The following is a 24,606-nucleotide window of genomic DNA, read 5'->3' as shown; positions in this document are numbered from 1 at the left end:
TGTGACCGTGTGAGCGAAGCCCCACGTGGCTAATACTCCAGCGGCGGTGAAGCCAGGAAGGCAGTGATCAAGGCGGCGGCTACCACCGCCGCCACCAAACCGGCCCGCACCGCCACGGCCCAGCGCACGGATAGTTTTCCGGTGCGCACCAAGGCCAGGGCGGGTGCGGCGGCGAGCAGCAAAGCGCTTGCGACCGGCAGTTCGGCAAAAAAACAACCGCTCACCATCAGCGTGGCAAGCAACGTCGCGAAGACCGGCGCGACCCCTTTACCGACTGCCATATGCCGCAGAGCGGGAATGACGCTGCCGAAGATGGCCGCCGCCAACACTGCGGCCAGCTGCCCCAGCAACATGCTGCCCGATAGCATCAAAGCAACTGCGGCTCCGGCGCACGGAATCAGCAGGAACAACGGCGCGGCAACGGGTGTCGGGGAATACCGACAAAGCCCATCGCACATGACGCCCAGGACCACGGTCGCGGCGGCCAGGCACGCTACCCAGACCAGGGCCTGGCCGATGGTCCATTCCCTTTGCAGCTTGGGCATCAACAACAAGGCCATCGCCCCGGCCGAGAACAACGCGAACGCGAGCAGGCGGACCCAGGCCGGAGCAGAAAACCTTTCGTGGATGACTCCCAGCACCGCGGCCGCAAGCGCAAAATAGGGCAGCCAGTTGGTTGTATCGAGGGGAGGAAAACCCGTCCAACCCGTGGCCATGAAGTGACCGCAAATGTACCCCAGACCCGAGGCGCACGGCACGAGCACCGCCGTGGCGCCCCGGCCCGGCCACCCCAGCCCCACGGCGCAAACGGCCGTCGCCACCAGGAGGGCGACGATGACTGCAGGCAGCATCTGGTGAAGCAAGGCCATCCGTTTTCTTAACCTCCGGAAAAGTAAACGAAGCCGCTTACTTCTTGATCCCTTCAAGGCTGATGATCAGCGTGATGTCATCCCCAGCGATGCCGGGCATATACGTCATGCCGAAGTCGCCGCGTCTGATCGTGAACTGGGTCTCCCCGCCGGCGCGATACTCGTCTTTCATGCCCTTGCCTTCGCCGGTTATCTTAAACTCGAGGGTCAACGGCTTGGTCACACCGCGTAGCGTCAGATTGCCGGTAACGTTATAGGTGTCGTCCCCCGCTTTTTCGATTTTCGCGCTCTTGAACGCGATGGTCGGAAATTGTTTGACGTTAAAAAAATCAGGGCCCTTGAGAACTTGGTCACGCTTTTCAGTGTGGGTATCGATGCTGTCGCTCTTGACTTCCAGATCGAGTGAATCTGCGGCCGGGTTGGACGGGTCGAGGGTCACGGTCCCGGTCACATCGTTGAAGCGGCCGTAAAAATCGGTGACGTTCAGGTGACGGACCTTGAACACGACTGAGGAATGTACCGGATCGATCTGGTAGGTGTCGGCCGCTTGCGCCGCCAAACCGAGTGAACCGACGAAGAGAGTGACAATGATGAGCTTGGAAGTTTTCATAAATGATTTCGCAGCTGTGGCCCTCACGCTGCGGGCATCAACACCGGAACGGCCACGACCCAGGTGCCATGGTCCGGCAAAATTGCCGGACCGCCACGGAACGGAATCTAAACGAGGTTAATACGAGAGCATTCCGGTATTGACAACAAGGATAGGCCCGTTATTGTCGCGGCCTAGTCTTCGAGACGCGGGTGTAACTCAGTTGGTAGAGTATCTCGTTGCCAACGAGATTGTCGCCGGTTCGAGTCCGGTCACCCGCTCCATCTCCCGCGCGCCCGGCCACACCTGCCATAAAAGTGCGTCGGGTCCCTTTACCGCGTTTTTACGCCGGATCGCCCCAGGCGGCAAAATTTCCAGACCGCCTTGGCAGCCCGCCCCCGGCCTCCGGTGCGATTTTTAAAACGTACCGGAAGAAAAATCATCGGCTCCCCAACTGAAGAAAGGAAAAATCCATCAATTGAAAGCGCTCTGCTGGCACGGCAAAGAAGACGTGCGAATCGATACAGTTCCCGACCCGAAAATCGTTCATCCGACCGACGTGATCGTCAAGATCACCACCACGGCGATCTGCGGCTCCGACCTTCACCTCTATGACGGCGTTATGCCGACCATGGAAAAGGGCGATGTGATCGGCCACGAACCGATGGGCGAAGTCGTCGAGGCCGGACGCGACGTCCGGAAACTAAAAGTGGGCGATCGCGTAGTCGTGCCGTTCACCATCTGTTGCGGTCACTGTTGGTTCTGTGAACGGACGCTGTTCTCCCTTTGCGACAATTCAAATCCCAACAAGGAGATGGCTGCGAAGGTCCTGGGGCAATCTCCGGCCGGTCTCTTCGGCTACTCTCATATGCTGGGCGGTTTTCCCGGCGGCCAGGCCGAATACCTCCGGGTACCGTTCGCCGACGTCGGTCCGATCAAAATTCCGGAAGGCCTGACGGATGAACAGGTGGTGTTTTTGTCCGATATCTTCCCGACCGGATACATGGCGGCGGAGAACGCCGACATCGAACCCGGCGACACCGTCGCCGTGTGGGGCTGCGGGCCGGTGGGACAATTCTGCATCAAGAGCGCCTGGATGCTCGGCGCCGGCCGGGTGATCGCCATCGACCGGGAACCAGAACGCCTGCAGATGGCCCGGGAGCACGGCAAGGCGGAGACGATCAACTTCGAAAAGGAAAGCGTCTATGATCATCTCATGGACATGACCGGGGGACGCGGGCCGGACCGCTGCATCGACGCCGTCGGGTGCGAAGCGCACGCCGGCAGCACCCTGCCGGCGATGCTTGACAAAGCCAAGGCGGTGGTGGCCATCGCCGCCGACCGGCCCCATGTGCTGCGCGAAGCCATCGTCTGTTGCCGCAAGGGCGGCACCCTCTCCATTCCAGGGGTGTACATCGGTTTTCCCGACAAGATTCCTTTCGGGGCGATCGTGAATAAGGCGCTAACCCTCAAGTCGGGCCAGACGCACGTCCCACGTTACACCGAACCTCTGCTGCGCAGGATCCAGGCGGGCGAGATCGATCCTTCCTTCATCATCACCCACCGGCTGCCGCTCGAGCAAGGTCCCGAGGCCTACAAGACCTTCCGCGATAAAAAAGACGGCTGCATCAAGGTCGTGCTGAAACCGTGAAGGAATGCCAAAATGCCGGCAGCGGCCACCGCGAAACGGCGCACGCGATGCCCGTGATCCCCGTGATCCTCGCGGTCAACGCCTGGATGATCGCCGCGCTTCGTCAACGGCCGAAGCCCGGCGAGGCCTTCAGAGCTGCTGCGACAGGGTTCGCGCCGGGTCTCCCCGCCAGAGAGGCGTAAACTGGGGTACCGAGGGCGTTGCGGAGTCGGCCAGGGGCAAGCGCACGGTGAAAGTGGCCCCGTGGCCTTCGCCCCGGCTGTAGGCCTGGATGCTGCCGCCCTGCATGCCGACCAGGCTCTTGACCAGCGCCAGGCCGATACCCAGGCCGCCGTAACGGCGCGTGAGCGAACTATCCCCCTGTCGGAAGCGCTCAAAGAGGTGCGGCAACATTTCCGGCCTGATGCCTATGCCGTTGTCGCGCACGGTCAGCTCGACGAGATGATCCGCCTTCCGCAGCGCCACCGCGACCTCCCCGCCGGCAGGAGTAAACTTGATGGCGTTGATTAACAGGTTCCAGACGACCTGTTGCAGCCTCGCCGGGTCACCCCAGACCGCGCCGTCCGTGGACGGCAACTCGGCGGTCAGGCGCACGCCCTTTTTCTCGGCCGTAACCTGCACCGTGGCAATGGCGGCCTGAATCACCGCGGCGAAATCGACCGGCTGGCATTCCAGGTGCAAACGGCCGGCAATGATGCGTGAGAGATCTAGGAGTTCTTCGACCAGCTGCGCCTGGGCTTCCGCGTTCTGCTCGATGACCCTAAGCCCCCGGCGGATCTCCTGCAGGTCGTCAAAGCGCTCGTTGCTCAGCACGGCCGTCCAGCCCAGCACCGCGTGGATCGGGGTACGCAGTTCGTGGGAGAGGGTGGCCAAAAACTCGTCTTTCAGGCGGTTGGCACGCTCCGCTTCGGTGCGGGCGGAACGCTCGCACTGCACGGTCCACCAAAGGACCGCCAGCAGGACCAGATTCAGCACCGCGGCCCCCGCAAAGCTGCCGTAAGTCCAATGGAGGTTGTCGAGGGCCTCTTCATTGCGCGCAGACAAACCCGCGCGCTCCGTCGCAATCAGACGCGACGCCTGCGCGCGCACCTCATCGGTCAGCTGCTTGCTTTGATACAACGTGTCGAGAGCCGGCGGATGCCCCTGGCGCCGCGCTTCAATGACGCTGGCCAGCGAGCCGAGATTTTCCCGGACCAGTTGCTCGTACCGGGCAACCTGATCCCGGGAGTTGCGGAAGATGCCGGTTGTCTGCTGCATTAACTTTGCAAGCTGCTCATCCAGGCCGCTCATCGCAGCGCGGTACGGCTCCAGAAACCGCTCGTCGCCGGTGAGCAGGTAACCGCGCTGGCCCGTCTCCGCATCCTTGATCAGCGCGAGCGTGTGGTTCACCTCGTCGAGGAAAATATCAGATCTTTCGGCGAATTCTATATCCTGAAAAAAACGGTGCACGGAGAGCAGACAGACCAGTACATCCGCCACCAGAACGATGGATGCGGCGATAAAGGCCCATCTCAGCAGTCGGGACGAAGTCGGAACGATCATCAGAATTGAGCAGAGATTACTACAAATATGCGCAGTAGACCATCTCTAATCCTTGCGAGAATGAGCATCGCGGGGCGGATTAGCCCATCTTGTTTCTCTTATTAATATAATTTTTATTATAAATATTAAATTTTAGTATCCGATTAGAGAGGCCATGAATTCCTTGCTTCGCCTTCCTTCTCTGATGCTGATGCTCGCTGCCCTCTCCCCCGCTGCCTTGCCCGCCCACAGCACCCGCACCACTGCTTCAACCCGCGGTTCCGATGCCCCGTGCGCTATCCATGAGCTTGCTCACGCATTCGGACCAGCCAGTCCCACCCTTGCCTTTTACATTCCCCGGCCCCCGCGCGGACCGCAGGTCTGATGGCCCTGTTTCCTTCGTTTGCGCGTTGCGGCTTACTGCCGCAGGCTTAAAAGAGCGTCAGGTAAGCATATTTCTTTTGCCTTAACGCATCAGTCAGAGAAAGACTCCGCATGAGCAATAAATCCTCGATCGGAGTTGTGCTATTCGCGGCGGTGGCGACGTACTTCTCAATGCCGCTCGCCAGGAAGGTCAAACTGGGGGAACCGCTTGATTTGGCCGACATCAGTCCGGCGCTCATCAGCTGGCTACTTGCTCTGATTACCGCGATCACCGGCCAGAGACGCCCGGCAACTCCTCAGCCGGCCGGCATGGAATGAAGGTTCGGCATCCGGCGTTCGGAGCGGCATCCTGATGGCCGCCTGCCGGTGTCAAGCTCAGTATTCGGGACTGTCTTTCTGCGGGTTCTGCGGAGGATTCCGTCTTCCCACCGTGCTCCGGCAGACGACTGGACCCGGTGATACGACGTCTCCGAACCCCGGACCCCGAACTGTTCCCTCTTCCCGCCGTGGTCGCCGTGTTCGCCGTGTGAACTCTTACGTCGTGCCCGCCAGCCCCGCCGTGGTCGCCGTGTGACCGCGTGAAGCCATTCGTAGTCTGGCTGGCGAATCAACAGGTGGAGCGACGCCACCGTTCTGAAGCGGGGTGTCCTGCATAGATACTTAGATATATATACCGCCGGGCCGGCCGGGCGCGTATGAGTAAGTAATGGCTAACCGAAGCTTGAAAGCGGCGGCGGGGCGGCTTCAATTCCAGGTCGCGAGCTCCGAATCCATGCGACACATCATTTCCGCTTTTCCCGGCCGGTGCCGATCAAGTGAGGCACGTGCGCGTTTCAGGATGCAACGGGTGTCCCTGGCGATGGCTACCCTGATCACGTGCCTGGCCGGATGCGCCAAGCCTCCGGCCGGCCCGCCGGCGATGCCTCCTCCGGCCGTCACCGTTGCGAAGCCGGTCTCAAAAACGATCGTCGATCATGCTGACTTTACCGGGCAGATGGCGGCGGTTGACAACGTTGACATCCGGCCCCGGGTAAGCGGCTACATCGACCGGATCGTCTTCAAGGAGGGTGACCTCGTCAAGGCAGGCGACCTGCTGCTGGTCATTGATCCCCGGCCTTACCAGGCGGCGTTGGACCAGGCAACCGCCAACCTCCGGCAGGCCGAGGCCCAACAGAAGCTTGGTGAGGCCAACTTCGCCCGCGCCCAGGATCTGCGCGCCAAAAACGTCATTGCCACCCAGGATTACGACACGGCGGTCGCGCAGAAAAACCAGGCCGACGCGCAGGTTCTGGCGGCGCAGGCTGCGGTGAATGCCGCGCAGCTGAACCTCGGTTTCACTCAGATCAAGGCGCCGGTGGCCGGCCGGATCAGCCGCCAGCTCGTCACCGTCGGCAACCTGGTTCAAGCCGACCAGACGACGCTGACCAACATCGTCAGCGTGGACCCGATTTACGCCTACGCCGAGGTCGACGAAAACACCGTGGTGCGCTACGAACAACTGATCGCGAAGGGCTCAGTTCCGGACGCCCGCCAATCCAAGGTGCCTATTTCGATTGCGCTGGGCGACCAGAAGGATTTTAACTATCAGGGTGTGATCGATTTCATCGATAACAAGATCGATCCCGCAACCGGCACGCTGCAGATCCGCGGCAAGTTCTCTAATGCGGACGGCATCCTGCTTCCGGGCATGTTCGTGCGGGTCCGGGTCCCGACCAGCCAGCCGTACGACGCCCTCCTGATCGCCGACCAGGCAGTAATTTCCGACCAGGGCCTGAAATTTGTTTTTGTGGTCACTCCGGACAAAAAGGCGAACCAGGTCCGGGTCACGCTGGGTCCGCTGGTAGACGGTCTGCGGGTGGTGCGCGAAGGGCTCAAACCGGACGATGGGGTTGTGGTCGACGGGATCGTCAAGGTCCGGCCCGGTGCGCCCCTGACCCCTGAACAGGGAGACATGAAGAACTACCTTTCGGCGGAAGAGACGGGGGTGGTGGCTTCGAGCGCTCCTGCCGCTGCCGGTCCCGGTGCGAACCCGCCCCGGAGCGGCGGGTCGCACCGGTAGCTGGTTTAACGGCAGGCAGCATCCCTATGAAATTCGCCCATTTCTTCATCGACCGGCCGATCTTCGCGACCGTTGTCTCGACCATCATCGTTATCCTCGGCACCCTTTCTTTCTTTATCCTGCCGCAGGCGCAGTACCCTGAAATCGCGCCGCCGACCGTAGTGGTGACCGCCCTCTACCCCGGCGCGGATCCGCAGGTGCTGGCCGAAACCGTTGCGACTCCCATCGAAGAGCAGGTCAACGGGGTGGAGAACATGCTTTACATGTCGTCGACCAGCGCCTCCAACGGCCAGATGCAGCTGACGATCACGTTCAACCTGGGCACCGACCTCAACATGGCGCAGGTGCTGGTTCAGAACCGGGTCGCGATCGCTCAGCCGCAACTGCCGGCTGAGGTGAGAGCGCTCGGCGTTACGGTTCAGAAGCAGTCGCCCGACATCATGATGGTCATCAACCTCATTTCGGATGACCCCAACTACGACGCCCTTTATTTGAGCAACTACGCCGTGCTGCAACTGCAGGACCCGCTCAAGCGCGTCGAGGGCGTTGGCGACCTGCGCATCTTCGGCTCCGACCAGTACAGCATGCGCATCTGGCTGGACCCGGCCAGGATGTACGCGCGCGGCCTGACGGTGGACGACGTCAACTCGGCAATTCAGGCCCAGAACGTGCAGGTAGCGGCGGGCACGATCGGGGCCCCGCCCGCGCCGCCCGGTACCCCTTTCCAACTGCTGATTAATACCAAAGGGCGCCTGACGACCCCGCAGGAGTTCAACCGCATCATCGTTAAACGGGGTTCGAACGGGCAACTGGTTCGTCTGGGCGACGTCGGACACGCCGAATTGGGGGCGAAGACCTACTCGACGACCTGTTTCCTGGACGGGCGCCCGTCGGCCGGCATGGCGATCTTTCAACTGCCCGGCTCGAATGCGGTGCGGACCGCCCACGCCGTCGAAAAGCGAATTGACGAGCTGTCGAAGAGTTTCCCCGCCGGCATCCGTTACGAGATCGGGTACAACCCGACGACGTTCATCGAGCAGTCGCTGCACGCCGTGTTCCACACCCTGTTTGAAGCCATCGTGCTGGTCGTCATCGTCGTGCTGGTCTTTCTGCAGACATGGCGGGCGACCATCATCCCGCTGCTGGCCGTGCCGGTCTCGCTGGTCGGCACCTTCGCCGTGATGGCGGCGCTCGGCTTTTCCCTTAACAACCTGTCGCTGTTCGGGCTGGTGCTTGCGATCGGCATCGTGGTGGATGATGCCATCGTGGTCGTTGAAAATGTCGAGCGCTGGATCGAGCACGGGTTGTCCCCTCGCGAAGCGACCTACAAGGCGATGGATGAGGTGAGCGGCGCCGTCGTCGCGATCGCCGTCGTGCTGAGTTCCGTGTTTATCCCGACGGCGCTCATCAGCGGCATCACCGGCCAGTTTTACCGCCAGTTTGCGCTCACCATTGCGGTGGCTACCCTCATTTCCGCCTTCAACTCCTTGACCCTGAGCCCGGCGCTCGCCGCGCTGTTGCTTCGGAAACACGACGCCAGGCCGGATCCGCTCACGCGGGTGCTCGAGTTGCTGCTGGGCTGGTTCTTCCACGGGTTTAACCGGGGTTTTCAGGCCATGGCGGGCGGGTACGCGTGGCTGGTGCGGCACCTGTTGCGGCTGGCCATCGTGGTCATCATCGTCTACCTGGGGCTGCTGGTACTGACCGGACTGGGCTTCAAAACGACCCCGACCGGCTTTATCCCCGCTCAGGATCAAGGTTACGTCGTCGCCATCGGCATGTTGCCGGATGGGGCCTCCCTGCAGCGGACCGAAGCGGTCACCCATAAGTTGGAACAGATTGCCCTGCACACCCCGGGCGTCGGGCACACCGTGGCGATCCCGGGGCTCTCCTTTCTGGACAGCTCCAACCGCGCAAACGCGGTCTCGATGTTCATGACGCTGAAACCGTTCGAGGAACGGACGCCCCACCCGGACCAGACGAGCCTTGCGATTCTGGGCAAGGTGCAGGGTCAGGCCGCCAAGATCCAGGAAGCGATGATTCTGGTCGTGCCGCCGCCTCCGGTTCGAGGCATCGGCAATGCCGGCGGCTTCAAGCTGCAGGTCCAGGACCGCCGGGCTGCCGGACTCGAGGCGCTCGCCCGGGTCACCGACAACCTGATTGCCACGGCCCAAAAGGAACCGGGCTTGACCGGGTTCTTTACTAGTTTCCGAACCCGGGTACCGCAATTCTATCTCGACATCGACCGTGACAAGGCCGAAGCGCTGAATGTGCCGGTCGAGTCGGTGTTCAGCGCTCTCCAGACTTACCTGGGATCAACCTACGTTAACGACTTCAATTTCCTTGGCCGAACCTTTCAGGTGAACTCGCAGGCGGACGCGCAGTTCCGCGACCGGGCCGAGAAGATCAAAAGCCTCTACGCGCGCAGCAACACGGGCAGCATGGTGCCTTTGGGTACGTTGCTGAACGTCCAGGAACGGAACGGCCCGGATAAGGTGATGCATTACAACCTTTACCCCAGCGCCGACATCACGGGTAATACCCGCCCGGGGACGAGCTCCGGGCAGGCGATCGAAATCATGAACCGCCTTGCGGCTGAGAATTTACCCCCGCAGTTCGGCTATGAATGGACCGAACTGAGCCTGCAGGAGATCCTGGCCGGCAACACCGCGGTTTACATCTTTCCGCTGGCCGTGTTGTTCGTGTTCCTGGCCCTGGCCGCCCAGTACGAAAGCTGGGCGTTGCCGCTGGCCATTATTCTGATCGTACCGATGTGCTTGTGCTCGGCGCTGACCGGGATTCGGATCCGGGCGATGGACAACAACATTTTCACCCAGATCGGGTTCGTGGTCCTGGTCGGTCTCGCCTGCAAAAACGCCATTCTGATCGTCGAGTTTGCCAAACAACAACTGGACGCCGGCAAGGATCGCCGCACCGCCGCCCTGGAGGCGGCCCGCTTGCGGCTGCGACCGATCCTGATGACCTCGTTCGCCTTCATCCTCGGCGTGGTGCCGTTGGTGGTGGCCAAGGGGGCGGGCGCCGAAATGCGCCAGGTTCTCGGTACGGCGGGTTTCAGCGGCATGATCGGCGTGACCTTATTCGGGATCCTGTTTACCCCGGTGTTCTTCTCGCTGATCATGAAATTTTTCGGCCCGCGGCCGCCGCGGCCTGAGCGCCGGGAAGAAGAGCGGGCTTTGGCGAGTACCTGACGAAGATCGCAGGCGCCGGAAACCGGTTTTCTTCCGGCACCAGGCGTGAACTGCGCTGCACGGTCGATCGGCAAGGCTCGGCCGCGTCAAGCCTTGTGGTGAATTGCCGGTTTTCAAGAACCCGAGGCGCGAGACGGGCTCTTCTTCGCCGGGCGTCCACTATGCATCTGATCCGCGATTTCTATAAGTTAGGCTCCCTGCAGCCACGCAACGCGCGGCTGTTTTCCCCCTTCATGATCATGAAAATGAACATCAAGCCTTTTCTGTTCTGTGCCGTTCTCGGAACGCTGTCGTCGACCGGTTGGGCTGAAACCGTCATCAAGATCCTGCACCTTCAATCCAACCCCAAAACTCTGGAAATCTGGAAAGGGGCAGCCCAGCAGTACGAGAGCGCTCACCCCGGCGTCAAAGTCCAATTCGACTACCTGGAAAACGAAGCGTTCAAGGCCAAGCTGCCTACCCTGCTCCAGTCCAAGGATCGGCCCAGCTTGTTTCATAGCTGGGGGGGCGGCGTAATGTACGAACAGATCAATTCGGGAATTTGCCAGGATATAACCAAAGCGGTCAGCGAAGGCGGGTTTAAGGATACATTCTATCCTGCCGGAGTTCAGAACTTCACAGTGAACGGCAAAATGTACGGTCTGCCCGCCGATCTGGCACCGATGGTCTTCTGGTATAACAAGGATCTCTGCCAGAAAGCCGGGGTTGACCCGACTAAAATCCAGTATTGGGACGACTTCGTTGACGCGGTGAAAAAGTGCCAGGCAGCCGGGGTTACCCCGGTGGCGGCGGGCGGCAAGGATGAATGGCCCCTGCATTTTTACACCGCCCTGCTGATGATGCGCATTCTCGGAAAGGACGGCATGCAGGCGGTGTATGAGGATAAGAACGGCGGGTTCGCCAACCCTGACGTGGTGAAAGCGTTTCAGCTTTTCCGGGAGTTCGCGGCCCTTCAACCCTTCCAGAAAGGCTATTTGGCCAACACTTATGACGAAGCAGCCGGCACCTTCCATGACGGCAAAGCCGCGTTCCACCTGATGGGCGTCTGGGACTTGACCCAAGGCCGGGCCGCTTCGGCGGATAAAAAGGGGTTGCCCAACGAGAAGCTGGGCTGGTTTTTCTTCCCCGAAGTCAAGGGCGGCAAAGGAAAAGCCAACGACATTTTTGCAAGCCTGGACGGCTATCTGGTCACCAAGCAGGCCCCGAAAGAGACGGTGGATTTCATGAAGGTCTGGTTGGGCAAGGACACCCAGGACAAACTAGCCGCCGCCGGGATTTTCATTCCGGCCGTTAAAGGGACGGCGGAGGCGATCCAGGACCCGTTCCTTAAGGGGATTGCCGAGCAAATCAACCAGTCGCAGTGGATCGAGATCGCGATTGATCAACTGCTGGGCCCCGACACCGGCCGGGTGTTTAACGATACAAGCGCGGATCTGGCCGATGGGCGCACCACGCCCGAGAAGGCCGCGAAGGCGATCGAGTCCTCCTGGCAGCAGAATAAAGCGCAGTGAATTGGAGTGTCGGGTGTCGGGTGTCGGGTGCTGGGTGCCGGGTGAAGCTTGATACCCGCCGGATTAAGCCGGCGACCCATTTCCCACGGTCAGCCGGACCGGTTCTCCGGCCCCGATGTTCAGTTGGCGGGCGGCGGATGAGCAGCAGAGCGAAATCTCCAGAAACCCTGCACTGCCGACGATCAGGAAAGGTTCAAGCGGCCGCTCGGACGCCTCACCGTAATAGGTCAGGAGTCGTTCGATCACGACTTCCCTGACCTGGAGGCGCACGGACCGGCCGCTTGCTTTTTCCCGGACCAGATCCCAGGTCAGATTGGTGACGCAATTTCCGAAGTGATCGACGTGGAGAATCGCGCCGAGCATCGCTCCGTTCGGTGCGACTTCAACCTGCGTAAACCGAAACCGGACGGGATCAGTCACGATCGGGCCAAACCGCTCCGGAGCGACGCCGAGCGACAAGGCGGCGCAGACCGGTGCGAAGATGTCGCGACCGTGGAAGGTCGAACTTCGGGCTGCGAGGAAAAATTCTGAATTCGTCGCGTGCCGGACGCGCGCGGCCGGGTCGTGGTCCAGGACGAGAGAAAAAAGGCCATTGTCCGGTCCGGCAAACCGGTGCCCTCCGGCTTCGATGACCAGGGGCCGGCGATCGGAACCTACCCCCGGATCCACTACCGCCAGGTGAATTGACCCGGACGGGAAATAGGGATAGGAGGCAGCCAGGGTGAAGGCTCCCGCGCGGATATCCTGGGGAGGGATACCGTGAGTGACGTCGACGAGGACGGCGTGCGGGTTGCGGGCGAGCATGACCCCTTTCATCGCCCCGACGAAGTAGTCTTCGCTGCCAAAATCAGTGAGGATCGTAATAATCGGCATCGGTCTGGATTCTACGGTGATCGCATTCTCACGGATGGACGGGCGCTTCAAAGCAGGCGTTTTTGCTGGCCGAACCGATCAGCGGCGACCGGCCCCGGGCTCGACTTCCGGATGGACAACACCGTAAACGAACGTGATTCTGCCGATTGGCCCTTAAACGCTGAGAGGAGAGTCTATGCCCCTGAGGCGACGACAATTTCTACAACTTACAGCAGGACGCTTTGCCGCCGGTGTTGTGAGCGTCAGCGCTCTGGCGCGTGCGGCAGGGAACCGGAGCATCAAGGCCATCGCCTTTGACGCTTTCACGATCTTTGACCCTCGGCCCGTCTTCGCGCTGGCCGCAACGCTCTTTCCGGCTCAAGGGACCGCGCTGGGCAACGCTTGGCGCACCCGCCAGTTTGAGTACACTTGGTTACGGACCCTGTACGGGCGCTACACGGATTTCTGGCAGGTGACTGAACAGGCGCTGATCTTCGCGGCGAAACTGGTCAAAGTCGATCTGAGCACGGAACACCGGCAAGCACTGATGGGTGCTTATCTGGAGATCCAAGCCTACCCGGACGCCGCTCCCGCGCTTCGGTCGTTACGGGAGGCAGACCTGCGGCTGGCCTTCTTGTCAAATATGACCCGGGCCATGCTGGATGCTGTGATCAAAAACGCCGGCTTTGAGGAATTGTTTGAGCACCGCCTGAGCACCGACGCCGTTCAAGCTTACAAACCGGACTCCCGCGCCTATCAGATGGGCACGGACGCATTTGGTCTGGCGCGTGAGGAAATTCTGTTCGCGGCGTTTGGGGGATGGGATGCGGCGGGAGCCAAAGGATTCGGTTACCCGACGTTCTGGGTGAATCGCCTGAACCTCCCCGTGGAGGAATTGGGGATCGTTCTTGATGGAACGGGCGGCAGCCTGACGGATTTGGTGACCTTCGTCAAAAGATGACCAGCATTCATCCGGTTGACCGTGCGGCGCCATCCTATCGTAGCTCGACCTTGACCGGCAAGCGGTGGTGAACGGCGTAACTGCCAAGGTCGTGGTCCCGTTCCTCCGGTTGCACCCGGCCGGCCGCGTCCTGCGCGCGTGCGATCAGGGTCACGGGACCGGGAACGGCCGGCGTGCGCCACCTGAATTCCCATAGAAGCCACGCGTGCTCGCATGGTTGCCCCAGCAAACGTGCCTCCTGCCAGTTTGCGCCGCCATCAGAACTCAGCTCGACACGGGTGACCGGCTCTGAGCCGCTCCACGCCGCTCCATGGACGAGGTAATCCCGGCCGGCCGGTATCACTTCTCCCGAAACCGGACGCGCGACGGCTGCCTTAAGGGCCTGCTCCGCGAGCGGTACCAGCGTTTTTTGGCCGTCCGGGCGCGTCCGCCAAGCCGCATACTCAATGGTCTGAAAATAACCGTGGAACGGTTCCGCGGAGGCGATGACCCGCCTGAGCCACTTGACGGAAGCCATGCCGAACCATCCCGGAACGATCGCTCGCACCGGGAATCCATGAGCCCTGCTCAACGGTTGCCCGTTCATCCGGAAAGCGAGCAGCACGTCCCGGAGCGCCTTGTCCAGGGGAACACTGCGGGCAAAACGGATAGGATCGCCCGGACGCACCGGCTTCTCGGGGTAACCTTGGTCGGCTCCCTCGAGGATTACCTCCGCCACACCGGCATTCAACCCGGCCCGGCTGAGAACCTCCGACAAGGGGACACCCTGCCACTCGGCGTTGCCGATCGCCCCGGACTCCCATTGGGTGCCCTCATGGCGGGATTCAAGGTGCGCACGGCCGTTGCCGGCGCACTCCAGGGTCGCGACGACGGTGCGGGCCGGCATCGATTCCAGTTCCGCCAGGCTAAGCTCCAGTGACTGGCTCACCTCCCCTTCCACTCGCAGGCGCCAAGCCGCCGCCTCGACCTTCGGGATCGAGAAATGGCACCGCACGTAAAACCGGTCTGCCGGGGTGATGAATCCGTCGAGGCTTGAAAAGCGCATTTCCAGGTTCAGCGGCTCCTCTTCCCTCACGATGAGACCGGCGGAGGCAGCGGCAGCGCCGGTTTCCGGAGCGGGCGAGGGTGAAACCTGGCCGGGTTCGAAGCTCATTTTAGCCTTGGTCAGACGCGTGCATCCGCGCCTCCCCTGTTGATCGCGCCTTGACGGCCGGACGGGCGTTTCCGAGGTGGCGCGCACGGCGTAATGGGCCACCGCGGCGGGAACCAAGGCCCGCATCTACCGGCCGAATGCCGCCTGCAATCGCAACGAGGGCCCGGCCTCGATGCACAGGTTGTGCAGGCGAACGGTCCCGAGCGAAACGGCGGCCAGCGGCAGTTCTGCGTTGTTGAAGCGTTCGAGGTAGGGACGGATCAGACTCCCCGCAAGACTTCCCACGATGCCCTCGCCTTCGCAGGACAGGGCCAAAAGCTTTGCATTTAACTCGTCGTCGATCCTGAGTTGTCCCCTTACCTCGACGGTTGCGCGGGCAAAGAGCTTTTTTGCCGTTACCCGCGCGACGATCGCCACCGAGCGCTGGTCGATCGGCACGAGGTCGAGGGCGGCTTTCTCGACGGCAACGCCCTGCTTCGCGGCCGCTGCCTTCGCCTCGGCCAGCAGCAACGTCTCCAGGTCGTCACGGCTGATTTCGATGGTCATGCGACCGGCTTCAGCCGCCGCGAGCAAAAGCAGCGGACGGCCTTCACGATCCCGATCGTAATTGAAAAGAACGTCGCCGGCGTTCAGGTCAAGGTGCATGCCTGCACCCTGAACGTGGACGGGATGGCCGAGGATTTCCAATTGTGCCGCATGTACGCCCGGCTCCGCCTGCCCTATGCCCACGGGCCTGGGCGGAGGCCGGCGGGCGTCGATGACCGTTGCCCCACTCAGGTCGATCCGGATTTTATCCACCGCGGCAAGGTTTCCGCCTGCGACCCGCACCGGCCTGATTTCACCCGGAGAAAAGGCGAAAATCGTCCGCAAGGATTCGAGCAAGGAAGACTCCAGCTCCGGTGCGCTTCGCGGGAAATCGTGACTGGATAGGTAGAACATGCCCGGATAAATGCCACGCCCGGAGAAATGCCACAAATTGCAGCCCGGGCGCGCGACCTCCCTTCTCTTTCCGCCGTGTTCGCCGTGGTCCGCCGTGCCCGCTTTCTTCCGCTGTGCCCGCCGTGTGACCGTGTGACCGTGTGACTTTAATCTGCGCTAATCTGTGTAATCTGTGGATGTCCCTTCGATGCACCCGGTCACGCCCGCCCACAGATTGCAACGCGCCTGGCAAACGTTCCTGTCGTTGCACTCCGAATCCAACCTGAACGCTTATGCGTGGACGGAGGGCCTTCGTGCGGCGATCGGCATTTCCACGCCGGTCGCCCTCGGTTTGATGACCGGTCACCTGGCCTGGGGAATCCTGGCCGGCTTCGCCGTCCTCTGGATCCTGTCGTGCGACCTGGGGGGCGCTTACCGCCAGAAAGCCGCGGGTCTGGTGGGGTCCGCCGTTACACTCATTGTCGCTTACTTCTTTGCGATCTGGATGACTTGGTCCACGACGGGTTACGTAGCCGGCACGTTCATCTGGGTCTTTTTGGCCGCCCTGATCGGGGTCGCCGGAAGTGCCGCCGCCCAGGCGGGTCTGGTGAGTTCAACCATTGTCATCACGTCCGTGGCGCTGATCGCACCCGGTGAATACTGGAGCCGGTTTATCGCCTGCCTGATCGGCATGGGCTGGGCGCTCCTGCTTTGCCTGGCGCTCTGGCCGTTGCGTGCTTATTCGCCCATCTTCCAGGCGCTTGCGATCAGCTGCGCCAAGCTGGCGAGTTTCGCCGACGCCTTCTGGCTCGGGGCAGCCACGGTTGAGCGGCCGGCAATCAACTTCCAGTTTGCCACCGCTTATGACGGCCTCATGACCAGCCTGGAGCGTTCCCGGAACATCTGGGGCGCGCTCCGGTCGCGTCGCGCCGGGCCGACCACCCGGAGCATGCAACTGCTCCTCCTGATCGAACAACTCGACGATCTCGGCAGGACGCTCGTTGCCTTCCGCGAAATGGTTAACCTGGTCGGCAGAGAATCCTGGTTCACGGAGTTTCGGCCCCGCCTCGAGGGCCTGACCCAGGCCGTATCGGAGCTTGGACGCGAAATCTCGGAAGCCATTGCCGTGCACGGTAAAACGGTGGATCCGTCCGGTGTTCAGGGGCACTTCGAGGCGATCGAAGCCGGTCTGAATGCCAAGGCTGACCACGGCTCACCCGACTCATTCCAGCGCAAGGAACTGGCGCGGACCATCAAGCACCTCGTCGAACAGTTCGTCGTCCTGGCCGAAATCGCCTCCGAATTGAAGTCCGGACAGCCGACCCACCGTGAGCCGCCCGAGGCAAGGTTCGGGCCGCGGCCGCGAACGTTTAACCCGATCGCGGAAATTCGAAACAGCCTCTCCTTTCGCTCCAGCAGCTTCCGTCACGCCCTGCGACTCGGTGCCGCCACCACCCTGGGCGCGCTGCTGGCCTCCGCCGTCCATATCTCCAGGGGGTATTGGATTCCTATGACGGTCGTCCTGGTGTTGAAGCCTAACTTCGGCGGGACCCTGCGGCGGTCTGTACAAAGGGTCACCGGGACGGTGCTGGGCGCGCTGGTGGCCGCGTTGCTGATCTCTTTCTGCAGCGACTCGTGGCTCCTGGTGCTGGGGGTGGCGCTCCTGGCCGGTGCCACCTTTACGTTGCGGAATCGCAATTACGGCTTGTTCGCGATGGCGCTCACCCCGCTGGTCATGCTGATGCTTGACCTGGCCCATCCTGGCACGGCCACCGACAGTTTTTTACGCATCTTCCACACGATGATCGGAAGTTTGCTGGCCCTTCTGTGCGGTTACCTGTTATTTCCGGCTTTGGAAATCAGCCGGTTTCCGGTTCAGGTTGCCGCCGCTTTCCGGGCGGAAGCGGCATTTCTCCGGGCGTTCGGCGACCTTGTGCATGGCAAACAGAAAAGGCCGATGTCCGAGTTCCGGCAAGACGCCGCCGTCGCCGTATCAAATGCGGCGACGGCCTCCGAGCGACTCCTGGCCGAACCGTCACGCCAGCGCGGCGACGTGGAATCAGCGCTGACGGCCGTCAACTACTGCCGGCAAATCCTGCTCGCGGTGGCGGCGATCTCCGATTACCCGGCGCGTGAGCCGATCCGGCTTCAGTCCGGCTACGCGACCGAACTGCTGCTCAGGCTGGTCAGGACCCTGGCCGATGCCCTGGTAGGTCTTGCGGTCAGCCTGGAAACGGGAACCAAGTCGAAACGGCTGCGGGAACTTTCAGAGCTCACCGATCAACTGGAGGAGTTGGTGGGAACAACCGCGCCCCAGGCATCCCCGGACACGGCCAGCGCCGTCGGCCGGAAGCTGAAAACGGGCGATACCGTTGCGTGGCTCTTTTATCACCTGCACCACATCAGCGATCTGGCCTTGGGTGCACGCGAAGTGGTGCACCGCCTGCTGCGCTCAGAAGCGAAGCCCCGGCCAACGTCGCCGGGGAAAATGCCAAAAATGCCGCCAGCGGAACTCAGTAACGAGTAACGAGTAACGAGTAACGAGTAACGAGTAACGAGTAACGAGTAACGAGTAACGGGTAACGAGTAACGGGTAACGGGTAACGGGTAGCGGGTAACGGCGAGCCTCTCCCGGCTTTAGCCGTGGGGAGCGTCAAGCGGCAGTTGCTCCAAGGTCCTTGAGCCAGCGGGCGGCCGCGTCGATTTCGGCCGGAGTCAAACCATGGCCGGCGCTGGCGAAGCACACCGCCACCTCCGCACCTGCGCCACGCAACAAGGTCGCCAGGCGCTGCGTTTCGGCTACCGGCACGATCGAATCATGATCGCCGGCGGCAATGCGTACCTGCACACCGGCAAGGTCGGGCCGCGTTTCCGGCTCGAGCGGCACCATGGGTCGAAACAGGACCGCCGCCCGGAACGTCTCCGGCCGCAGCAACAGCAGGGCGGCAGCCACGTTGGCGCCGTTGGAATACCCCACCGCAACAACTTTATGCGGATCAAAACCGTAATGCCGTGCGGCGGCAGCCGCAAAATCCCCCAGTTCGTGCGCGCGCTTGGTTAGGTCCTGCAGGTCGAAGATTCCTTCGGCCAGCCGGCGAAAAAACCGCGGCATGCCGTTTTCCAGCACCTTGCCCCGGGGACTAAGCAAGTTGGCGGCGGGATCCAGGGCACGCCCGAGCGGGATAAGATCATGTTCATTCCCGCCCGTGCCGTGCAGCAGCAGAAGGGTGCGGTCTGAATGGCCCGGCACGAATCGGTGGATAAAATCGGGGGGCGAGCTCATCCGGTGGTTCCTTCAGGAAGCGTGACGGGCGGCAGCATCGCCTCGATTTGCGGGCGCATCCGTTCCAGCCTCGGCGGCAGGCGCAGGTTAAGACCGAGCTCTTCCGGAAGCTCGTCAGTGGTGAAACCCGGCGGATCGGTCGCGATCTCAAAGAGCACCCCGCCCGGTTCACGGAAGTAGATCGAGTGAAAATAGCTGCGGTCCATCACAGGGCTGAGGTGGTAACCCGACTTGACCAGGAACTCACGGCAGGCGCGCTGCCGCTCATCATCCGGGGTGCGAAAGGCAATGTGGTGCACCGAACCGGCCCCGGCCCGGCCCGGAGCGCGATCCGGCATCCGGATCAGATCCAGGGTTTTGCCGGGACCAGCTTCGCCGGGCGCAGCGAACCGGAAACGGCCGTCCGCTTCCTCGACGGCCCGGTAACCGAAAACCTCGGTAAGCAAATTCGCCGTGCGCTCGCAATTACCCAGCGCGGCAGAAGCGCCACGGAACCCGCGGATCGAATGTTCCACCGGGACTGTGCTGCCGGGCCAGGGCTCGGTTCCCGCTTCGAGGGGAGCGGCAATCAGTTCGATCGACAACCCATCGGGATCGCTGAAACGAATCATTTCCTCGCCAAAACGCCGCGGCCCCCGTTCGGCCCCAACCCCGTGGGCCTTAAGCCGCTCCAACCAGTAACCGGCCGATTCCGGTCCGATGGCAAAGGCGATAGCGTCAATCTCACCGGCACCGCGAATCCCGGGCCGCGCGTCCGGCCACGGAAAAAAGGTCAGGATGGTGCCGGGCGTACCGCGCGCATCACCGAAGTAGAAGTGGTAGGTGCCCGGGTCATCGAAGTTGACCGTACGCTTGACGAGCCGCAACCCCAGCAGCCCGACGTAGAAATCAAGGTTGCGCTGGGGATCCGATGCGATCGCCGTGACGTGATGAAGTCCGTGGATTGACAGGCTCATACGGGTTGACGCGGTGAAGGGCTGCCCGGCTGGTTTCAGGGCTGCGGCAAATCTCGCCGGAAGCCGGTTACGCGGGTCAGCAGGCTTATGATAAGCCGAACGTTACCGGCCGCCCGGCTAACCGCAACGAGATTAAGGAAAGGTTTTCTGCGTTGGTCACCGTCGTGTGACCGAACCTCGAATGCCGAACCCTACGAGGGAGGCATCCGCATCCAGGTGTTCATGCGAACGCTTATCCAATTATTCTAACGCGCATGCCGCCGGTCAGCGTCAAGGATTTTCAGGAACTCCTGGAGCGTTTGGAAGCTTCCCGCCAGTCTCGTCTCCGGGCATGGGATGCGTTACAGCGTTTGCGGGCGGTCCTCGCCGAACATGGACGCAGAGACCTGCCCCAGCCGGCTCGAAAAACCTTCGAGCGCGAAGGGCAGATCCTCGAAATTAACCTCAAAGAAGCTTTGGAGGATCGAAACCGGGCTTTGCGGGACCTCTGTAAAGCGGTTCGGCGTTTTCAGACGGCGCTGCTCGACGATTCCAAAGCCGAACAGCGCCACACGGCCCAACAGGCGATGCTCAAAGCGCTCTCCCGGGCTGAAGATCTGGCAGGTTGAACGCGTACGCGCGATTTTCAAACTTTACCAATCATGGGCCTCCTGTGATGACGGCGGGAGGACAGATCAATCCGCAGAACACGCAGACAACGCAGAAAAGAGGAAACCTCCATAGATTACGCAGATTACACAGATTAGGGACACACGGCGGCCGCAGCGATCGGGCGGGCACAACGACTGAGTTCACACGGCGAACCACGGCGACCACGGCGGGAAGGCAAAATTACCCAGCACCCGACGTTCGGCCCCGAATTCGGCTCCCCGCAAGGATTACGCCGTCTTTGCCCCGGAGCGGCGGTAGTCTGGAGCTTCAATGCCGAGTACGCTCGCCGCTCCGGGGCAAAGACGGCGTAGATTCTCGGCGTGCCTGACCAGCCGCCCTCACTGCAGGCATTCCTCTTCCCACCGTGGTCGCCGTGGCTCGCCGTGTTCGCCGTGTGAACTCAGTCGTTGTGCCCGCCAAACCCGCTGTGCCCGCCGTTCCTCGCGGGAATGAAGTCAGCTGGAGGCGAGGCGGCCATGGAGCGCCGCCCTGCCCGTGCACGATACCTAACACCAGAAGAATGCGGGTGTGTTTTCCACAGTCAGATTAGAACGCGAAGCGAATGCCGGCACGAACTAACCCGTAATCGGCGTGGCTGGCGTCCACGAAGTTATATCCGCCGTCGGTAAACGCACCGATGTGGCTGGAGAAACGGTACTCAAGGCCGAGCCCAACCTGTCCCTTGAAGAAGATATCGTCATTGTTGCCGTGCCTGAATCCATAACCATAAAACAATCGGTTATGGTCGGATCCGGTGACAAAGCCGCCGACGCCGCCGTACGCGTAGGGAGCCAACGGAGTATTGCCGATGGGTAAACGCGCCAGAAAATTCAGGCCAAAGTCGCCACTCACGTCACCGCTGCGCCGCCCGGTTCCATCGAGAACGTCGCCGCCCAGGCTCAAGCCGAAATTCCGGGTGAAGAAATAATTGACCGCGCTCCCGCCGCCCCAGGCGTGGTCCCCGAGGTACCGGCCGCTATCGGGACCGGAAGGGGCATAAGCGCCAAAGATGTCGAATTGCCACTCATTGCTCCTGTAAAGGCTCACCGGAGGCGGCGCGGGTGCGACGACGTTCTTTGAAATTTCTTCCGATCCCCCTGCGAAGGCTACTGCGGCGCTCGCAACCAGAATCGCTACAACAAACGGTGGTACTTTTATCATACAGACGATTTCTTACTGACGAGAATGACGTCCGATTTTCAAGTCCGTTTCAAATATTTTTTTGTCGCGCCTCGGCCACCATCGCGCCGGCCCGCCGGCCGGGGTGACGCCCCGGCCGGCCGCTTCGGTTCAGGGGAAAACAATTCAGAACAAATCGGCAATCGGTTTGATTTTCCGGTTTATTCTGCTTGCAGCTTGCTGATGCGGTCCTGCAAACGGCTGGCCCTTTTCGCCTGGATCTGGTCCCAGACGTTCTTTTGGTTGGATGTCAAGACGTTGCTAACAATATATTCCTCCGCTTGGGCGCGCAGCTGAATCAACTGGGCCTGCGCGGTGGCTACGTTTGAAGCCAGGCCGGCAAGGTTAGCCGTGTTGTTTTGATTGATTGCGCTCTGCAGAGATGCTTTCGCCTGAAGGTAGGACAAGAGGGCGTTTCGGAACGCCGCCCGGTTATTTGATCTATATGCCTTGAGCTGCTGGCGCTGCGGAGCGGTTAGTTGCAATTCCCTGAACAACCAGCGCTCATGATGGTGATGCCAGCCGCCTCCACGTTCCTCAACGCCGGGCGAAGCGGAACTCGAAGGGGAGTCATCGGGGGCTTGCGCCCGAAGCGAGCCGCCCAGGCCAACGGCAATAACTGGCAGAAGAAGATATCTTAAATTCATATATCTCCCTTAGACGCTATTTCGATCCGCCGGGTTACAGCCTGTTATTAACAGTAAGGTTCTGCCAATAGTAGGCGGCGCAGCCCGACCCGGCCGGCCGGGATCCACCTGCGAGGCCCGGGTCCTAACGCCGCAATGGATTGTTTGGCAATGGCTTGGCGCACCCGGTTCCGCGCGGATCAGAATTGCGGCACTGTTATTTTCGATTCGGCGGGCCCATCCGCCCTTGCGCATTGCCAAGCGGAGGGTTGGCCTTACATTCTGGGCCGCTTCCATGACCGCTCCTTCCGAGATCGTCCACATCCCGCTCAATAAGTTGGTCCCCTCCCCCTTTAACGTGCGCAAGACCGGCGGCCAATCCCTTGAAGAGCTCTCCGCGTCCATTCGTGCGCACGGTTTGTTGCACAACCTGGTCGTCGCCGAACAGGTTGGGCCGGGCAAGAACGGCAGCCAAACCTTTCAGGTTATCGCGGGCGGACGGCGCTACGCCGCACTCGTCAAGCTCGCGAAGGAAAAAGCCATTCCCAAGACTTTCCTTGTCCCCTGCCGCGTGGTCGAATCGGGCGCGGTCACCGAAACGAGCCTTGCGGAAAACGTTATCCGCGAAGCGATGCACCCGGCGGACCAGTTCGAAGCCTTTCGCGCCTTGGTCGACCGCGGCGCCGGGATTGATGAAATCGCCGCCCGTTTTGGCGTAACCCCGGCGGTCGTTCGGCAGCGGCTGCGGCTCGCTAACGTCTCGCCGGCTCTGCTGGCGCTGTACCGGTCCGATGACATCACCCTCGAACAACTCATGGCCCTGGCCATTACCGACGATCACGCCGCCCAGGAGCGGGTCTGGAATTCCGCGCCATCCGGGTCCGCCTGGCGGGAACCGCAGGCGTTGCGCGCCGCCCTTACCAAAAGCAAGGTGGACGCGACCACCGACAGCCGGATTCGCTTTATCGGAATCGAGACCTACACCGCGGCCGGGGGACACATCGAACGCGACCTGTTCCAGCCCGAACATGAGGGTTACCTGACAGACCCTGCACTGCTCGACCGGTTGGTGGCCGACAAACTGGAGGTTCTCGGTGAGGCCGTCCGTGCCGAAGGCTGGAAATGGGTCGAGGTTTACAGCCGCTTTGATGCATCCCGGCTCGCAACTTTCGAGCGCCTTTACCCGGTCGCGACGGTCCTGCCCCCGGAAGTCAATGCCCGGATCGAGGCGCTCGAGGCTGAGCGGGAGCAACTCCGGGAAGGCTACGCCTGGACGGACGATTACCCGCAGGCCGTTAAAGCGCGATTATCCGAGATCGCGACCCGCCTCGATCAGTTGAGCGGGCGAAACGAGGGTTACCGCGCGGAGGTAAAGGCTTCGGCCGGCGCGATCGTTGCGCTTCGGAACGGTGAACCTTTCGTCTACCGCGGCCTGGTCCGCACCGAAGATAAGCGGGCGGCCGAGGCTGCAACCGCCGAACCGCCGGCAGACAACCACGACGACGATAATAAGAGCCACGACACCAACACCAACACCGGCGCTCAGGCCGGTCTGCCGGGCGCGCTGGTTGAAGAACTTACCGTCCACCGGACGGCCGCGCTTCGTGTGACCCTGGCCGGGCGCCCCGACGTGGCGCTGGCCGCCGTTGCCCACCGCCTTGCGCTGGAATTCTGCTACGGCAGGCCGTCTGACGGCCTGCCCAGTGCCCTTACCATCCGTCCCGCCAAAGCGCCGGACCGGTTGGATCGTCATGGCAAAGCCGTCGAGGAAAGCCCCGCCGGAATTGCCCTGCGGGAGCAACAGGCCCGCTGGCGGTCACGCCTGCCTGAGACGCCCGAAAAGTTATGGGACTGGCTGGTGGCGCAAGAGCAGTCCGTTATCCTCGAACTGCTCGCATTTTGCGCCGCCCAGACCGTCGACGCGGTGCGTCCGGCGCACGTGGGCACAGACCGGGCCCGGCTTGCCGCGGCTGACCGCCTCGCGCATGCCGTCGGCCTCGACATGACGGGTTGGTGGAAGCCGGCCGCGGCCGGCTTCCTGAGCCGGTTGACCAAACACCAGATCCTCGCGGCCTTGGCGGAGGCCGGTGGTGCCGCCGGCGGGGCGGAGCTTAGGAAGCTCAGCAAGAAAGATCTGCTCGTGGAGGCTGAACGGCGGCTCGCCTCCGCCCGCTGGCTGCCCGAACCTCTTCGGCCATTACGTCCCTGAGCAAAGGCCCTGAACACGTCCGGCC

At 61.9% G+C, this 24,606-nt stretch carries 20 protein-coding genes and 1 tRNA gene; 11 read left to right on the top strand and 10 right to left on the bottom strand.

The window, feature by feature from the left end; genetic code table 11:
• Positions 1-29: 29 nt before the first annotated feature.
• Together JO015_07585 and JO015_07580 are read right to left on the bottom strand one after the other, a co-directional pair.
• Complete coding sequence (locus tag JO015_07585; protein MBV9998960.1) at positions 30-869, bottom strand: hypothetical protein; 840 nt, start codon at positions 867-869, stop codon at positions 30-32.
• Between the two features lie 37 nt (positions 870-906).
• The gene (locus JO015_07580) at positions 907-1,479 is read right to left on the bottom strand and encodes a polyisoprenoid-binding protein (protein ID MBV9998959.1); all 573 of its coding nucleotides are present in this window, start codon (positions 1,477-1,479) and stop codon (positions 907-909) included.
• Between the two features lie 187 nt (positions 1,480-1,666).
• Here JO015_07580 and JO015_07575 point away from each other — a divergent pair.
• Both JO015_07575 and JO015_07570 read left to right on the top strand, forming a co-directional pair.
• Positions 1,667-1,742 (top strand) — tRNA-Gly (locus tag JO015_07575).
• 194 nt (positions 1,743-1,936) lie between these two features.
• Entirely contained in the window at positions 1,937-3,109 is a 1,173-nt protein-coding gene (locus JO015_07570) for a glutathione-dependent formaldehyde dehydrogenase (GenBank protein MBV9998958.1), read from the top strand.
• A gap of 129 nt (positions 3,110-3,238) precedes the next feature.
• On the opposite strand, the gene JO015_07565 is transcribed toward JO015_07570, so the two are convergent.
• The gene (locus JO015_07565) at positions 3,239-4,651 is read right to left on the bottom strand and encodes a CHASE3 domain-containing protein (protein MBV9998957.1); all 1,413 of its coding nucleotides are present in this window, start codon (positions 4,649-4,651) and stop codon (positions 3,239-3,241) included.
• Between the two features lie 154 nt (positions 4,652-4,805).
• Here JO015_07565 and JO015_07560 point away from each other — a divergent pair, with 154 nt between their 5' ends.
• The 5 genes from JO015_07560 (at position 4,806) to JO015_07540 (ending at position 11,793) form a co-directional block, all read left to right on the top strand.
• Positions 4,806-5,015 (top strand): hypothetical protein, encoded by a 210-nt coding sequence (locus tag JO015_07560; GenBank protein MBV9998956.1) that lies wholly within the window; start codon positions 4,806-4,808, stop codon positions 5,013-5,015.
• Positions 5,016-5,125: 110 nt separating this feature from the next.
• Positions 5,126-5,332 carry a hypothetical protein gene (locus JO015_07555; protein ID MBV9998955.1) on the top strand — a complete coding sequence of 69 codons (207 nt, stop codon included), beginning with the start codon at positions 5,126-5,128 and terminating at the stop codon, positions 5,330-5,332.
• Between the two features lie 388 nt (positions 5,333-5,720).
• Positions 5,721-7,073 carry an efflux RND transporter periplasmic adaptor subunit gene (locus tag JO015_07550; protein ID MBV9998954.1) on the top strand — a complete coding sequence of 451 codons (1,353 nt, stop codon included), beginning with the start codon at positions 5,721-5,723 and terminating at the stop codon, positions 7,071-7,073.
• Between the two features lie 26 nt (positions 7,074-7,099).
• Positions 7,100-10,282, top strand: coding sequence for a multidrug efflux RND transporter permease subunit (locus tag JO015_07545; protein MBV9998953.1), 3,183 nt, complete (start codon positions 7,100-7,102; stop codon positions 10,280-10,282).
• A 161-nt stretch (positions 10,283-10,443) separates the two neighbouring features.
• A complete protein-coding gene (locus JO015_07540) occupies positions 10,444-11,793 on the top strand; it encodes an extracellular solute-binding protein (GenBank protein ID MBV9998952.1) in 1,350 nt (449 codons plus the stop codon).
• A 63-nt stretch (positions 11,794-11,856) separates the two neighbouring features.
• Here JO015_07540 and JO015_07535 read toward each other — a convergent pair whose 3' ends face one another.
• Positions 11,857-12,666, bottom strand: coding sequence for an SAM-dependent chlorinase/fluorinase (locus JO015_07535; protein MBV9998951.1), 810 nt, complete (start codon positions 12,664-12,666; stop codon positions 11,857-11,859).
• Positions 12,667-12,841: 175 nt separating this feature from the next.
• On the opposite strand from JO015_07535, the gene JO015_07530 reads away from it, so the two are divergent.
• The gene (locus tag JO015_07530; GenBank protein ID MBV9998950.1) at positions 12,842-13,606 is read left to right on the top strand and encodes a haloacid dehalogenase type II; all 765 of its coding nucleotides are present in this window, start codon (positions 12,842-12,844) and stop codon (positions 13,604-13,606) included.
• A gap of 34 nt (positions 13,607-13,640) precedes the next feature.
• On the opposite strand, the gene JO015_07525 is transcribed toward JO015_07530, so the two are convergent.
• Complete coding sequence (locus tag JO015_07525) at positions 13,641-14,759, bottom strand: sulfite oxidase (GenBank protein MBV9998949.1); 1,119 nt, start codon at positions 14,757-14,759, stop codon at positions 13,641-13,643.
• A 126-nt stretch (positions 14,760-14,885) separates the two neighbouring features.
• Complete coding sequence (locus JO015_07520; protein ID MBV9998948.1) at positions 14,886-15,698, bottom strand: hypothetical protein; 813 nt, start codon at positions 15,696-15,698, stop codon at positions 14,886-14,888.
• A gap of 172 nt (positions 15,699-15,870) precedes the next feature.
• Between JO015_07520 and JO015_07515 the strand changes: the two genes are divergently transcribed.
• Positions 15,871-18,204 (top strand): FUSC family protein, encoded by a 2,334-nt coding sequence (locus JO015_07515; protein MBV9998947.1) that lies wholly within the window; start codon positions 15,871-15,873, stop codon positions 18,202-18,204.
• A 126-nt stretch (positions 18,205-18,330) separates the two neighbouring features.
• On the opposite strand, the gene JO015_07510 is transcribed toward JO015_07515, so the two are convergent.
• Together JO015_07510 and JO015_07505 are read right to left on the bottom strand one after the other, a co-directional pair.
• Complete coding sequence (locus JO015_07510) at positions 18,331-18,960, bottom strand: alpha/beta hydrolase (protein ID MBV9998946.1); 630 nt, start codon at positions 18,958-18,960, stop codon at positions 18,331-18,333.
• Positions 18,957-19,916, bottom strand: a complete 960-nt coding sequence (locus JO015_07505; protein ID MBV9998945.1) for a ring-cleaving dioxygenase — start codon at positions 19,914-19,916, stop codon at positions 18,957-18,959. The genes JO015_07510 and JO015_07505 overlap by 4 nt, the downstream gene beginning before the upstream one ends.
• A gap of 254 nt (positions 19,917-20,170) precedes the next feature.
• Here JO015_07505 and JO015_07500 point away from each other — a divergent pair, with 254 nt between their 5' ends.
• On the top strand, positions 20,171-20,524 hold the full coding sequence (locus JO015_07500) for a hypothetical protein (GenBank protein ID MBV9998944.1): 354 nt from the start codon (positions 20,171-20,173) through the stop codon (positions 20,522-20,524).
• 589 nt (positions 20,525-21,113) lie between these two features.
• Here the strand turns inward: JO015_07500 and JO015_07495 are convergent.
• Together JO015_07495 and JO015_07490 are read right to left on the bottom strand one after the other, a co-directional pair.
• On the bottom strand, positions 21,114-21,728 hold the full coding sequence (locus JO015_07495; GenBank protein ID MBV9998943.1) for an outer membrane beta-barrel protein: 615 nt from the start codon (positions 21,726-21,728) through the stop codon (positions 21,114-21,116).
• Between the two features lie 179 nt (positions 21,729-21,907).
• Positions 21,908-22,393, bottom strand: a complete 486-nt coding sequence (locus tag JO015_07490) for a Spy/CpxP family protein refolding chaperone (protein ID MBV9998942.1) — start codon at positions 22,391-22,393, stop codon at positions 21,908-21,910.
• Positions 22,394-22,667: 274 nt separating this feature from the next.
• Between JO015_07490 and JO015_07485 the strand changes: the two genes are divergently transcribed.
• On the top strand, positions 22,668-24,581 hold the full coding sequence (locus JO015_07485) for a ParB/RepB/Spo0J family partition protein (GenBank protein ID MBV9998941.1): 1,914 nt from the start codon (positions 22,668-22,670) through the stop codon (positions 24,579-24,581).
• Positions 24,582-24,606 lie beyond the last annotated feature (25 nt).

The organism is Verrucomicrobiota bacterium (assembly GCA_019247695.1).
GTDB lineage: Bacteria > Verrucomicrobiota > Verrucomicrobiia > Chthoniobacterales > JAFAMB01 > JAFBAP01.
The sequence above is the reverse complement of the archived record's forward strand: the minus strand, read 5'-3'. Positions and strand labels throughout refer to the sequence as shown.